The 13802-nt window shown below is 62.0% G+C and carries 14 protein-coding genes and 1 riboswitch; all 14 genes read left to right on the top strand.

What is annotated here, in order from left to right; all coding sequences use genetic code 11:
• Nucleotides 1-71 precede the first annotated feature (71 nt).
• The gene (gene miaB, locus RA24_RS13340; RefSeq protein ID WP_039192121.1) at nt 72-1394 is read left to right on the top strand and encodes a tRNA (N6-isopentenyl adenosine(37)-C2)-methylthiotransferase MiaB; all 1323 of its coding nucleotides are present in this window, start codon (nt 72-74) and stop codon (nt 1392-1394) included.
• Between the two features lie 284 nt (nt 1395-1678).
• A complete protein-coding gene (locus RA24_RS13335; protein ID WP_029204964.1) occupies nt 1679-2254 on the top strand; it encodes an OmpA family protein in 576 nt (191 codons plus the stop codon).
• A 12-nt stretch (nt 2255-2266) separates the two neighbouring features.
• A complete protein-coding gene (locus tag RA24_RS13330; protein WP_029204965.1) occupies nt 2267-2572 on the top strand; it encodes a hypothetical protein in 306 nt (101 codons plus the stop codon).
• Between the two features lie 141 nt (nt 2573-2713).
• Nucleotides 2714-3724: a PhoH family protein gene (locus RA24_RS13325; RefSeq protein ID WP_029204966.1), complete on the top strand. Its 1011-nt coding sequence runs from the start codon at nt 2714-2716 to the stop codon at nt 3722-3724.
• Nucleotides 3725-3802: 78 nt separating this feature from the next.
• Nucleotides 3803-4315: an rRNA maturation RNase YbeY gene (gene ybeY / locus RA24_RS13320; RefSeq protein WP_039192478.1), complete on the top strand. Its 513-nt coding sequence runs from the start codon at nt 3803-3805 to the stop codon at nt 4313-4315.
• Between the two features lie 22 nt (nt 4316-4337).
• Nucleotides 4338-5237 carry a hemolysin family protein gene (locus tag RA24_RS13315; RefSeq protein ID WP_019297664.1) on the top strand — a complete coding sequence of 300 codons (900 nt, stop codon included), beginning with the start codon at nt 4338-4340 and terminating at the stop codon, nt 5235-5237.
• Entirely contained in the window at nt 5234-6733 is a 1500-nt protein-coding gene (gene lnt / locus RA24_RS13310; RefSeq protein ID WP_039192119.1) for an apolipoprotein N-acyltransferase, read from the top strand. Before RA24_RS13315 ends, lnt begins: the two co-directional genes overlap by 4 nt.
• A 61-nt stretch (nt 6734-6794) precedes the next feature.
• Nucleotides 6795-6843: riboswitch (SAM-SAH riboswitch) on the top strand.
• A gap of 6 nt (nt 6844-6849) precedes the next feature.
• Nucleotides 6850-8031, top strand: a complete 1182-nt coding sequence (gene metK, locus RA24_RS13305) for a methionine adenosyltransferase (protein WP_019297666.1) — start codon at nt 6850-6852, stop codon at nt 8029-8031.
• A 169-nt stretch (nt 8032-8200) separates the two neighbouring features.
• Nucleotides 8201-8857: a COG3904 family protein gene (locus tag RA24_RS13300; protein WP_039147392.1), complete on the top strand. Its 657-nt coding sequence runs from the start codon at nt 8201-8203 to the stop codon at nt 8855-8857.
• A 79-nt stretch (nt 8858-8936) separates the two neighbouring features.
• The gene (trmB, locus tag RA24_RS13295; protein ID WP_039147389.1) at nt 8937-9713 is read left to right on the top strand and encodes a tRNA (guanine(46)-N(7))-methyltransferase TrmB; all 777 of its coding nucleotides are present in this window, start codon (nt 8937-8939) and stop codon (nt 9711-9713) included.
• Nucleotides 9714-9799: 86 nt separating this feature from the next.
• Entirely contained in the window at nt 9800-11146 is a 1347-nt protein-coding gene (gene aroA, locus RA24_RS13290; protein WP_039192116.1) for a 3-phosphoshikimate 1-carboxyvinyltransferase, read from the top strand.
• Nucleotides 11143-11766 (top strand): (d)CMP kinase, encoded by a 624-nt coding sequence (locus tag RA24_RS13285; RefSeq protein ID WP_019297670.1) that lies wholly within the window; start codon nt 11143-11145, stop codon nt 11764-11766. The genes aroA and RA24_RS13285 overlap by 4 nt, the downstream gene beginning before the upstream one ends.
• 97 nt (nt 11767-11863) lie before the next feature.
• Complete coding sequence (locus tag RA24_RS13280; RefSeq protein ID WP_039147383.1) at nt 11864-12397, top strand: hypothetical protein; 534 nt, start codon at nt 11864-11866, stop codon at nt 12395-12397.
• 167 nt (nt 12398-12564) lie between these two features.
• Nucleotides 12565-13710: an amidohydrolase gene (locus RA24_RS13275; RefSeq protein WP_039192113.1), complete on the top strand. Its 1146-nt coding sequence runs from the start codon at nt 12565-12567 to the stop codon at nt 13708-13710.
• Nucleotides 13711-13802 lie beyond the last annotated feature (92 nt).

Here is a 13802-nt window from a genome sequence, read left to right as displayed (position 1 = left end):
CATTGCAAGCAACGGCATTTGCCTGTATTGCAAGCCGCTGTTTACCCACCCTGGCTGGAAGGCTGACCCGCATGAGCGCCCCGAAGAAGCTGTTTATCAAGACCTATGGCTGTCAGATGAATGTCTACGACAGCGAACGTATGGCCGAGGCGCTGGGCGGTGAGGGGTACGTGGAGACTAAATCGGCAAATGACGCCGACATGATCCTTCTCAACACCTGCCACATCCGGGAAAAAGCAGCGGAGAAAGTCTATTCCGAACTTGGCCGCTTCAAGGGGCTTAAGGCTGAAAAACCGGACCTGAAGATCGGTGTTGCCGGTTGCGTTGCCCAGGCCGAAGGCGAAGAGATCATGCGCCGTCAGCCGCTGGTCGATCTGGTGGTTGGCCCCCAAAGCTATCACCGGCTGCCGGAAATGGAAGCCAAGACGCGTGAAGGGGAAAAGGTGCTGGACACCGATTTCCCCGAGGAAGACAAATTCGAAAAGCTCAAGAACCGGCCCAAGGCCAAACGCGGCCCAACCGCGTTTTTGACGGTGCAGGAGGGCTGCGACAAATTCTGTGCCTTCTGTGTTGTTCCCTACACCCGTGGAGCCGAGGTCTCGCGCCCTGCGGACCGCATCCTGCGTGAGGCACAAGACCTGGTGGAGCGTGGCGTGCGTGAGATCACCCTGCTGGGACAGAACGTGAATGCATACCACGGCGCCGGTCCCAACGGCGACCTGACTCTGGCACAGTTGATCTGGGAGCTGGACAAAATCGACGGTCTGGAACGGATCCGTTTCACCACCTCGCACCCCAACGACATGCAGGACGACCTGATTGAGGCGCACGGCACTTGCGCCAAGCTGATGCCGTATCTGCATCTGCCGGTGCAGGCAGGGTCCGATAAGATCCTCAAACGGATGAACCGCTCACATACCGCCGAAAGCTACATCCGGCTGATCGAGCGCATTCGAGCCGCGCGTCCGGATATCCTGATCTCCGGAGACTTTATTGTTGGCTTCCCGGAAGAGACCGAGGAAGACTTCCAGGCCACCATGGATCTGGTTGAGGAGGTGAAATACGGCACCGCCTATTCCTTCAAATACTCGACCCGTCCCGGCACGCCGGCTGCAGAGCGCGCGCAAGTCGACCCGGCGGCAGCAGATGACCGGCTGCAGCGCTTGCAGGCCCTGCTCACCAGGCAGCAGCGCGAGGTTCAGGACAGCATGGTCGGCAGAGAGGTTGGTGTGCTGTTTGAGAAGGCAGGCCGCCTGCCGGGTCAAATGGTTGGCAAATCCGACTATCTGCACGCGGTGCATGTTGCGAAATGCAATCGCCAGACTGGTGATCTTGCTCGGGTCCGGATCGTGTCTTCCGGCGCCAATTCTCTTGCTGGTGAACTGATCGGCTAATCAGCAGGATTTCGGCCGAATCCCTTGGCGGCTTTTTCGTGGACCGTCCTCTCGTGACAGGCCGCCTTATTCAGGCGATTCTTCATTGCTTTGCTCTTGTAAACAATTTTTTAAAAAATTCATTGAGTGTTCGTGGTGGGTGCCTAATTTGCGCGGAATATTAATAAAATTAGCATGTATACGCGGTCCCTATCAGGTATTTTGGCTCTTATGGCCTGAACGGTGGCCGCTTGTGCGCGGCAACACCCTGGGGGGGAACTTTAGGTAAAGGAATTGTGGTTGTGATGATACTCAAACTGAACAATGCGATGGCGCTGGCTGCCGCTGCCACGGCTGCGCTCAGCATCGCTGCCGCGCCTGCCAGCGCGCAAACCGGGCAGCGCACGATCAAGGGCGAACGCTATGTGCCCACGATCTGGGTTGATCCGGACGGCTGCGAACACTGGGTGATGGATGACGGGGCCGAGGGGTTCATGACGCCGCATGTGACTCCGGACGGCAAGCCTGTCTGCCGCCGCGGGAAAATCTGCGGTGTGATGCCGACCGATCAATTCTTTGCCACTGACAAGCATTTTATCAATGCCGCCGGCCGGCAGCGGCTGGGCGAATTCTTCCAGCAGGCCAGGTCGAATGGTGCACGGTCCTTTGTGATCGCGGGCCACACCGACAGCCGCGCTTCCGATGAATACAATATTCGCCTCTCAGAGCGCCGTGCCAATGCTGTGGCCCAGGTTGCCCGATCGGTTGGCGCCCGGATAAATGATGTCCGCGCCTATGGTGAACGGGACCCGCGGGTGCCCAACACCAGCGCGGCCAACATGGCGCAAAACCGCCGCGTCGAAATTTACTGCCTGCGCTGAGGGAGAGGGATGATGAAAACAGTGAAAGCAGCCGTTCTCCTTGCCGCAGTCGCAGGTGTTTCTGCCTGTACTCCGGCGGTTAACAAGACTACCGACGGTCATGTCGCTGATGGCAAGTCTCAACATTTGTCCAATCTCGAAGCTGGTATTTGGGTCGATCCCCAAGGCTGCGAGCATTGGATCATCGATGATGGCCTGGAAGGTTATGCAGACCTGCGGCGCACGCCTGACGGCAAGCCGGTCTGCAACAGTGACCTCCCGCGCAATGTGGCAACTGGCCCATTCAAGAAGGGATCGACCTTCGGCGACCCGATCTGAGAATTGCATACAGCGTGAATTGCAGCCGCCCGTCCGGGGCGGCTGTTTTGTTTCAATGAAGTGATTTTATGCAGCGCCTGCTTGCGCAAATGCTGCGGCGGAGGCAGACTGAAAGGGCAACGCCAGATTGAGGAGATCAGCTTGGCCATCAGTGCCCTGAATGACCCGCAGACCCAGACCGCAACCCACGAAGTGCTGCTGGAATTTCCTGACAACCGATTGCTGATCGACCTGTGCGGCGAATATGACCGCAACCTGGCTGACATCGAACAAAAACTGGGCGTGCAGATTGTCCGCCGCGGCAATCAGCTGTCAGTGATGGGTGAGGATTCGGCGCGGGAGCAGGCGGCGGGTGTGCTCACCGCGCTTTACGACCGGCTTGAAACCGGCCGCAGCGTCGAAAGCGGCGACATCGACCGGGAACTGCGCATGGGGCCGGACACCGACGATGCTGAACCCGACGGACAGCTGCAAATGTTCCGCGGCGGCCGGGTGGAGATCAAGACCCGGAAGAAACTGGTGGAGCCGCGCACCGAGGCGCAGAAGGCCTATGTGCAGTCCCTGTTCGAGCACGAACTGGCCTTCGGTATCGGCCCGGCGGGTACCGGCAAGACCTACCTGGCGGTTGCTGTGGGCGTTTCGATGTTCATCACCGGCCATGTCGACCGCATCATCCTGTCCCGCCCTGCGGTGGAGGCCGGCGAAAAACTTGGCTACCTGCCGGGCGACATGAAGGACAAGGTCGACCCCTACATGCAGCCGCTCTATGACGCGCTGAACGACTTTCTGCCGGGCAAACAACTGGCCAAGCTGATTGAGGACAAGCGGATTGAAATCGCACCGCTGGCCTTCATGCGCGGCCGCACTCTGTCCAATGCCTTTGTGGTGCTGGATGAGGCGCAGAATGCCACCACCATGCAGATGAAGATGTTCCTGACCCGGCTGGGTGAGGGTTCGCGCATGGTGATAACTGGCGACCGCTCGCAGGTCGACCTGCCGCGCGGGGTGCAGTCCGGCCTGGCGGACGCCGAACGGCTGCTGAAAACAATCCCCAAGATCAGCTTCAACTATTTCACGGCCCGCGACGTGGTGCGTCACCCGCTTGTGGCTGCCATCATTGAGGCTTATGACGCGGACACGCCACCCGCCTGACGAAAAAACCGCCGGGCTTCATCTTTGCAAAAATACTCCGGGGGTGCGGGGGCTGCCCCCCGCATGTGCAGCCGTACCATGACGCTCGATATCACTATCGAAGACAGCCGCTGGCAGGATGCCGGGCTTGAGGCGCTGGCCGAACAGGCCATTGCTGCTGTGCTGGCTCATTTTGCACTGGACCCGGAGGATTGCGAAATTTCGCTGCTGGCCTGTGATGATCCGCGCATTGCTGAACTTAACGCCGAATTTCGCAGTAAACCGCAGCCTACAAATGTCCTCAGCTGGCCGGCGGAAGAGCTGGCGGCCGAGGAGGACGGCGGCACGCCGCTGGCGCCAGAGGCTGATTTTACAGGGGAAATCCCGCTGGGTGACATCGCGATTTCCTATGACACTTGCGCCCGGGAAGCCCTGGAAGCGGGAAAAGCACTGACCGATCACACCCGCCATCTCATCATTCACGGACTGTTGCACCTTTTGGGGTATGATCACATACGTGACCGCGATGCCGCATTGATGGAAGGGATTGAGGTCCTGCTACTTGGCAAACTGGGTATCGCGAACCCATATATGAGTGAGGATGCCCCGTGAGCGGGGTTTTTGGATAGGACCGATGGGCGACATAGAAGGCAGTTCTAACGCGGCGCAAGGCGCGCTGCAGGACATCAATGGCACGGCGGCGGAAGCGCCGGCCTCTGAAAATACCGGATTGTGGACGCGGCTGCGCAACGTATTCAGCCCCGATCCGCAGGACGGACAGGACACCGGCGGCGAACAGCCTGCAACGGGTGCTGGGCCGCACGGCATGATCAACCTGCGCCGGATGCGGGTTGAGGACGTTGCTATCCCCTCTGCCGAAATCGCTGCCGTGCCTGTGACAGTCGCCAAGGATGATCTGGTCGGCATTTTCCGGCAAAGCGGCTTTACCCGCATTCCCGTTTACGAGGGCACGCTGGACACGCCGCTGGGCTTTGTTCACCTCAAGGATTTCTCGCTGACGCATGGTTTCAACGGCGGCACTTCTGAATTCGACCTTTCGAAGATGCTGCGCCCGCTGCTGTTCGTGCCACCCTCGATGCCGATCGGCGTGCTGCTGACCAAGATGCAGGCCGAACGCCGCCACATGGCGCTGGTAATCGACGAATACGGCGGCGTGGACGGGCTTGTCACCATCGAGGACCTGATCGAACAGGTTGTGGGCGAGATCGAGGATGAGCACGACGCCGACGAACATCAGACCTGGTTCGAGGAAAAGCCTGGCTGCTACATCGCACTGGCCCGCACCTCGCTGCCGGAGTTCGAGGCCGAGACCGGCCATTCGCTGACCAGCCACGATGACGTGGACGAGGAAGAGATCGATACGCTTGGCGGACTGGTCTTCATGCTGTCAGGCCGTGTGCCTGCGCGCGGTGAGGTGATTGAACACCCCGAGGGCGCTGAGTTCGAAGTCATGGATGCTGATCCGCGCCGGATCAAGCGGCTGCGGGTGCGGCTGCCGGACGCCGCTGCATGATGTCACTCGGGCTGCGGCAGGCTGCACGCCGGCTCCGGCTGGCCCCGGCGGGGCTGGCCCTTGGCAGCGGTGCGCTGCTGTCGCTGGCGCTGGCACCCTGGCACATGCTGATCGGGCTGCCGGTTGCGCTGGCTGCGGCTGGCTGGCTGGTGCTGCAGGCAGCCTCTGCCCGTGCTGCGGCTCTGGCGGGATGGCTGTTCGGCCTGGGCTACTTTGCCTTTGGGCTGTCCTGGATCCTTGAGCCGTTTCAGATCGACCCTGACCGTCACGCCTGGATGGCGCCCTTTGCGCTGGTTTTTCTTGCTGCTGGCTTGGCCCTGTTCTGGGGCGCGGCGTTCGGTCTCGCAGCCCGTCTCAGCCATGGCGCCGCGCGACTTGTGATGCTGGTGGCCTTGTGGTCGCTTGCGGAATTTGGGCGCGCTTATCTGCTCACTGGATTTCCCTGGGCAGCCTTCGGCCAGTTCTGGATAGATACACCTGCTGCAAGTCTTCTGCCGTGGATCGGGCCGCAGGGGCTGGCGCTGCTGACGCTCGTTGCATTCCTGCCGCTTGCCCTGCTGCGGAAAAGTCCTGCTGCCGGCATTCTGTCGCCGGTTCTGGCTGCAGCTATAGTCCTGGCCGTGCCTGCGCCGGACCTGGCTGGGCCGTCTGAAAAGACAGTAAGGATCGTCCAGCCCAATGCGCCTCAGGATCAGAAATGGCACCCGGACCACAGGTGGGAGTTTGTTCGCCGCGCGCTGGCGTTCTCTTCAGAGGACCCGCGGCCTGACCTGATCGTCTGGCCGGAAACCGCGGTGCCGCAACTGCTGAACTATGCCGAAGATACTCTGCAGGTCATCACAGAAGGCGCCGGCGGTGTGCCGGTTCTGCTGGGCATCCAGCGGGAGGATGGCGGCGCCTACTACAACTCAGCGGTGCTGCTGGATGCAGATGGTCTGCCAGCCGCAACCTACGACAAGGCACATCTGGTGCCATTCGGGGAATATGTGCCGTTTGGCGACTTCATGGCCCAGTTCGGAATCCACGGCTTCGCTTCCCAGGCCGGGGCCGGATATGCCGCCGGTCCGGGGGCAAGGCTGATGGAATTGCCCATCGGCAGCGCGCTGCCGCTGATCTGCTATGAGGCTGTTTTCCCGCAGGATGTGAACGCCGCTGCGGCCCGTCCGGACATACTGGTGCAGATCACCAATGACGCCTGGTTCGGCACCCGTTCCGGCCCTTATCAGCACCTGGTGCAGGCGCGAATGCGGGCACTGGAACAGGGGCTGCCGATGATCCGGGCTGCCAATACGGGCGTTTCAGCAATGATTGCACCTGACGGGCAGCTTCTGGATCAGTTGCCGCTGGGCCAGGCTGGCTACATTGACGCAGCCCTGCCTATGCCGCTGCCACCGACCCTCTACAGCCGCACCGGTGATTGGCCTGTATTCCTGCTGTGTATGTTCATTGCGGGCGGAGTATTCTTTTTCTCCCGCGCTCTTGCGCCGCGGTCATAGCTGCTTAACTCTACCGGAATATAGATTGACCTGCGCGGATGAGCCGCGTAATGCGGCTTGATACCTGTCACAACGGCTTCCTGGCGTGGCAAGGCTAAACCAATGGAGCACTTTTCATGACCCGTACGAACTACACTTTCACTTCGGAATCGGTTTCCGAAGGCCACCCGGACAAGGTCTGTGACCGCATTTCCGATGCTGTTCTGGACGCATTCCTGGCGGAGGAGCCCGAAGCGCGTGTCGCGGCTGAGACCTTTGCCACCACCAACCGTGTGGTTATCGGGGGCGAGGTGGGCCTGTCCGATCAGGACAAGCTGCACGATTACATGGGCCGGATTGACGAAATCGCCCGCGCCTGCATCAAGGACATCGGCTACGAGCAGGACAAGTTCCACCACGAGACAGTGGAAGTGACTAACCTGCTGCACGAACAATCCGCCCATATCGCGCAGGGCGTGGACGCTTCCGGGGACAAGGACGAAGGTGCTGGCGACCAGGGCATCATGTTCGGCTTTGCCACCAATGAAACCGACGCGCTGATGCCGGCGCCGATCCAGTTCAGCCACGCGATTCTGCGCCGCCTGGCGGAAGTGCGCAAGAACGGCACCGAACCGGCCCTGGGTCCGGATGCCAAATCGCAGCTGTCGGTGGTCTATGAAGGCGGCAAGCCGGTGGGCATCAGCTCTCTGGTGCTGTCGACTCAGCATCTCGATGAATCGCTGACCTCGAATGACATCCGCGCCATTGTCGAACCTTACATCCGCGAAACCCTGCCCGAGGGCTGGCTGACCAGTGCCACCCAGTGGCATGTGAACCCGACCGGCAAATTCGTGATCGGCGGCCCGGATGGCGACGCAGGTCTGACCGGCCGCAAGATCATCGTCGACACTTATGGCGGCGCAGCCCCGCATGGCGGCGGTGCGTTTTCTGGCAAAGATCCAACTAAGGTGGACCGCTCTGCGGCTTATGCGGCGCGCTACCTGGCCAAGAACGTGGTAGCCGCGGGCATGGCAGAGAAATGCACCATCCAGCTGTCATATGCGATTGGTGTGTCCAAGCCCCTGTCGATTTATGCTGAAACCCACGGCACCGGAGAGGTCGACCCGGCGGCGATCGAACGGGCGATCGACCAGGTCATGGATCTGACACCGCGCGGCATCCGCTCGCACCTGGGGCTGAACAAACCGATCTATCAGCGCACGGCGGCCTATGGTCACTTTGGCCGCGAGCCGGAAGCAGACGGGGGGTTCAGCTGGGAACGAACCGATCTGGCCGAGGCGCTGAAGAGAGCCGTCTGAAGCTGGAAATTGCCTAAAAAGGAGCGGGTCCCGGTGCCCGCTCCTTTCTTTTGCGGGCACGCTCGCCCGAATCCTTAGGCTTCGTCTTCACCACTTGTGTTCGGGGTGGAGTGAAACGGCAGCCTGCGCCATAGTTCCGCGCAGGGACCATTCAGCTGCCGGAGCCACGATGCTGCGCTTAATTCCTCTAACGATCTGCCTGTTTCTGGCGTCCGCCGTTGCCGCCAAGGAGGTGCTGCCGCAGAAATTCAGCCTGCAAGGCAAGACGCTGGTCTACGACACCGAAACAGAGGTGACAGGCGAGCTGGCGGAAATCACCGAAGAGGACGTATCGCACCTGCGGAATATTCTGAAGAAAAGCCCTGAGATTACTGAACTGCAGCTCAACAGCGTCGGCGGCAGCGTCTATGCCGGAGAGGAAATCGCCGGGCTGGTGCTGGAATACGGGCTGGACACACTGGTTGACGGTACCTGCATCAGCGCCTGTGTCGACGTGTTTCTCGCGGGCGAGCGTCGGCGGATGACAATCGGCTCCAGCATTGGCTTCCACCAGCGCAACTGGCCCTCCGAGGCCGTGCACAAATACTACCGAAGCGAACGCAAGCGCCGCCGCTGGGCAACACCGTTTGAGTTCGGCTCCTGGATCTACGAGGACACCCAGAGCGAAGTTTACGAGCACCTCAGCTATATGGTGGCACGCGGGGTCGATCCGGGTTTTGCCATCGAAACGCTGCGCACGGATCCGGACGGGGAATGGTACCCCAGCCGCCTGCGGCTGATCGCGGCAGGGGTGCTGCGCGAATTGAAGCCGGGTGAGCAGCCCTAGATGGCTTGACCCGCGGGCCTGCTTGCGGCACAGGGGCGGCCAGCCTTTCAAAAGACGCCTCGAACAGGAGCCCAGACGCATGTCCGGCGACCAGAAGCCCCGCGACGACCAGTCCAAGGAAACCCGGCCCGCAGTTGAAAACGCTGCCGATAAACACGCCAGCGGCGCGCCCTGGCGCAACTTCTATGGCCGGTTCAAAGGCAAGACGCTGAAGGACAGCCAAAAGCGCTACCTTGACGAGGACCTGGCCAGCCTTAGCCCCGGAGCGGTTGGCTGGGACGAAAACCCGGACCGCAAACCACTGGACCTTGAGGCGCTGTTCGGCGGCAAGGACGTCTGGCTGGAGGTCGGCTTTGGCGGCGGTGAGCATCTGGTGCATCAGGCGGCCGGCAACCCGGATGCGGGCATCATCGGCGCGGAGCCCTTCATCAATGGTGTGGCGATGCTGTTGGGCAAGATCCGCAACGCGGGCGCGGATAACATCGCCGTGCATCCGGGCGACGCCCGCGATCTGATGGATGTTCTGCCGAAGGCATCGGTCTCCCGCGCCTTCCTGCTCTATCCTGACCCCTGGCCCAAGGCGCGCCACCACCGCCGCCGCTTTGTGACGCAGGAGCATCTGGAGCCGCTGGCCCGCTGCCTGAAGCCGGGCGCGATCTTCCGGGTGGCAACCGATATCCCGGACTATGTGCGCCAGACCCTGGAGGAAGTGCCAAAGGCAGGTTTCGAATGGCTGGCCGAAGGCCCAACCGACTGGCGCAAGCCGTGGGATGACTGGATCTCCACGCGGTACGAGCAGAAGGCCCTGCGAGAGGGGCGGACCCCGCATTACCTGACCTTCCGCCGCCTGGGCTGAGGCCAATTACGCTGGACCGGCCAGACCCAATCCGTTACCGATAGCGCAAACGCAAAGACGAACGACCGACAGACGAAGGAAGCCCCATGTCCGGACACGGCACGCCCATCCCGATGACCTCCCACCGTGCTGACCCGCTCAAGGGCGTGGCAGAGGTGCCCGGCGACAAGTCGATCTCGCACCGCTCGCTGATCCTTGGCGCGCTGTCGGTGGGCGAAACCAAGATCTCTGGCCTGCTGGAAGGCGAGGATGTGCTGGACACCGCCAAGGCGATGCAGGCTTTTGGCGCAGAGGTGGTGAACCACGGCGGCGGCAACTGGTCGGTGTTCGGTGTCGGCGTCGGCGGTTTTGCGGAACCGGAAAACGTGATCGACTGCGGCAACTCCGGCACCGGGGTGCGGCTGATCATGGGGGTGATGGCAACCTCCCCGATCACCGCGACTTTCACCGGCGACGCGTCCTTGAACAAGCGCCCGATGGCGCGCGTGACCGACCCTCTGGCGCTGTTCGGAACCCAATCCGTTGGCCGCTCCGGCGGCCGTCTGCCGATGACCATCGTTGGCGCCGCGGACCCGGTGCCGGTGCGTTACGAGGTCCCGGTACCATCGGCGCAGGTGAAATCGGCGGTGCTCTTTGCCGGCCTCAACGCGCCCGGCAAGACCGTGGTGATCGAGAAGGAAGCCACCCGCGACCACACCGAACGGATGCTGGCTGGTTTCGGCGCAGAGATCACCACCGAAGAAACAGATGAGGGCCGCGTCATCACCCTGACCGGCCGCCCGGAGCTGAAACCGCAGGTCATTGCTGTGCCGCGTGACCCGTCCTCCGCCGCTTTCCCTGTCTGTGCGGCGCTGATCACCCCCGGCTCTGATGTGCTGGTGCCAAACATCGGTCTCAACCCGACCCGCGCGGGCCTCTATTACACCCTGCAGGACATGGGCGCGGACCTGACGTTCGAGAACATGCGCGAGGAGGGCGGCGAGCCGGTGGCCGATCTGCGCGCAAAATACTCGCCTAACATGAAAGGCATCGAAGTGCCGCCGGAGCGCGCCGCCTCGATGATCGACGAATACCCGGTGCTGTCGGTGGTTGCCTCCTTCGCGGAAGGCAAGACCATGATGGCGGGTGTCAAGGAACTGCGGGTCAAAGAAAGCGACCGCATCGACGCGATGGCAAAGGGCCTGCGCGCCAATGGTATCACTGTCGACGAAGGCGATGACTGGTGGGAGGTTACCGGCCTTGGGCCGGACGGCGTGCCGGGCGGCGGCACCTGCGAAAGCTTCCTCGACCACCGGATCGCCATGTCCTTCATGGTAATGGGCATGGGTGCGCAAAACGCTGTTTCCGTCGACGACGGCAGCCCGATCGCAACGTCCTTCCCGATCTTTGAAAGCCTGATGGGCGGATTGGGTGCCAAGCTGGAGCGCACATGAGCGAAAGTTTCACCATAGCCGTCGACGGCCCTGCTGCTGCGGGCAAGGGCACGCTGTCCAAGGCCCTGGCCGCGCATTACGGGTTTGGTCATCTGGACACCGGTCTTCTGTACCGGGCCGTCGGAGCCAAGATGCTGGATGGTGCGGCCCCGGTGGAAGCCGCGCAGAACTTGACACCTGAGGATCTGGCGCGTGACGACCTGCGCGGGCCGGAGGTTGCGCAGGCGGCGTCCAAGGTCGCGGTGATTGCCGAGGTGCGCGCCGCTCTGGTCGACTTCCAGCGCGCCTTTGCCCGCCGCGCGGGCGGCGCAGTGCTGGACGGGCGCGACATCGGCACCGTGATCTGCCCCTATGCGCAAGTGAAGTTCTTTGTCACCGCCAGCGCCGAAGTGCGGGCCCGGCGCCGTTTCCTGGAACTGGCCGCGGCAGGTAAGGTGACGACACTGGAGGAAGTGCTGGGCGACGTGAAGGCCCGGGACGACCGCGACATGAACCGCGCCGAAGCACCGCTGCGCCCGGCAGCGGATGCCATTCTGATCGACACCAGCGACCTGAGCATCGAGGAAGCCCTGGCCAAGGCGATGACGGTGATTGACGCCCTCCGCGAAACTGCCGGCTGACCAGCCATCATCCGCTGTTACTCACTGATCTGTGCATGGTGCCTTGCGCCAGCGCACAGTAGCCTGTGGCAAGGCGCATCAATCAGGAGGTGACGGCATGATCTGGCTGCGGGCAATTTTGATGGCATCTGTGCTGGCCGCACCCGCGTTTGCGCAGGAAGCGAAGGACGCGCCGGAACCGCCAATGACCTATGAGCGGCTGGGGCGGATACTATTTGCGCTGGATGACCAGGCGCAGCCCGTCGGGCGCGGGTTTCAGCTGAGTATTTCCGGCGTGCCGATGCTGGTGGTCACCGATCCGGCGGCGGACCGGATGCGCGCGATGGTGCCCTTGCGCCCCTCCGAAGGGCTGACAGCGGAAGAACTGATGCGGATGATGCAGGCCAACTTCGACACAGCGCTGGATGCGCGTTATGCAGTGGCCAAGGGACAGCTGTGGGCGGTATTCATTCACCCCCTGTCTCCGCTCAAGAAAGACCAGCTGATTTCCTCGCTGGGACAGACGGTCAACATCGCCCGCACCTATGGAACGCTTTACACCGGCGGGGCGTTGCAGTTTGGCGGCGGCGACAGCCCGGGTATTCAGCGGCAGCTGATCGAGGAATTGCTGGAGAAGGGTGAGGAGATCTGATGCGTTGAAGGGATTCCTCCGGTTGGCGGTTTCCCTGATGTCCCGGATACGTTTTTCGCCGCGAAATGGCGGAACGGGAATGAATTTCGTCACCTGAGAGCTGTATTAATATGCATCAAGTCGTGTGCAGACGCATATTTTCGCCGCACACAGCTTGGAGAGTGCAGATGGCAAGCTTTCAGGACCGACTGACCGCAATGCGCCGGGACTTCCACCGGCACCCGGAGCTTGGCTTTCAGGAGGACCGCACCAAGGCAAAGGTGGCGGAGCAATTGCGCAGCCTCGGTTTGGAAGTGCATGTGGGTGCAGGCGTTGTTGGTCTGTTGCGCGCAGGTACCGGCAACCGCGCCATCGGGCTGCGCGCCGATATGGATGCGCTGCCGATCACTGAAACCTCCGCACACGACTATGTCTCGGAAACGCCAGGCAAGATGCACGCCTGCGGCCATGACGGCCATATGACGATGCTGTTGGGTGCTGCTGAACGGCTGACGCAAGAGCAGGGATTTGACGGCACCGTTGTCTTCATTTTCCAGCCCAACGAGGAACACGGGCTGGGCGCGCAGGCAATGATTGCCGAAGGTGTGCTGGAGCAGTTTCCGATCGAAGAGGTCTATGCCATCCACAATCTGCCGGGCGCGCCGGTGGGGCAGATCTCAACCCGTCCCGGCCAGATCTGTAACAGCGAAAGCTTGTTTGAAATCTCGATCAAAGGTCAGGGCGGTCATGCCTCGATGCCGCAGGCGGGGGTGGATGCTATCACGGTCGGCGCCGAAATGGTGCTGGCGCTCCAAACCATCGTGGCGCGCAAGCTGGCACCTGGCTCCGGCGCGGTGGTGTCAGTGACCGAATTCCTGACCGACGGCCAGCGCAACGTGCTGCCGGGCCATGCGGTGCTCAAGGGCGACGTGCGCGCCCGGGTACCCGAAGACCGCGAGGCGGTGGAGCGCTTCATGCGCCAGATCGCCGCCGGTGTCGCCGCCACTCACGGGGTGGAAGCAGAGGTGAGCTTCAACACCGAATTTGTCGAGACCATCAACGCGGCAGAACCTGCTGAGGCCGCCTGCCGCGCAGGTGAAGCCGCAGGCTGCGAGGTGATCCGCAACCGCCCGCCGATGAGCTTCTCCGAGGATTTTGCCCATTTCACAGCCGCCGTGCCGGGCTGCTTCCTGCTTTTGGGCAACGGAGAAGAGGGGCCGCACGGCCAGCCGCTGCATTCGGCGGATTATGATTTCAACGATGCTTTGCTGCCCATTGGCGCGGAATACTGGGTGCAGCTGGTGCGTGACCGGCTGCCTGCTGGCAACGGCTGACCTCGTTTGACCAGTCTGCTGCCGCAGATGAAAATAACCTTGGGGCGGCCCAAAGGCGCCCCAGCACAGCCGCCTGGTTCCGGAACAGTCTC

Source organism: Leisingera sp. ANG-M6 (assembly GCF_000813905.1).
Classification (GTDB): domain Bacteria; phylum Pseudomonadota; class Alphaproteobacteria; order Rhodobacterales; family Rhodobacteraceae; genus Leisingera.
This window is presented reverse-complemented; position numbering and strand designations above follow the sequence as displayed.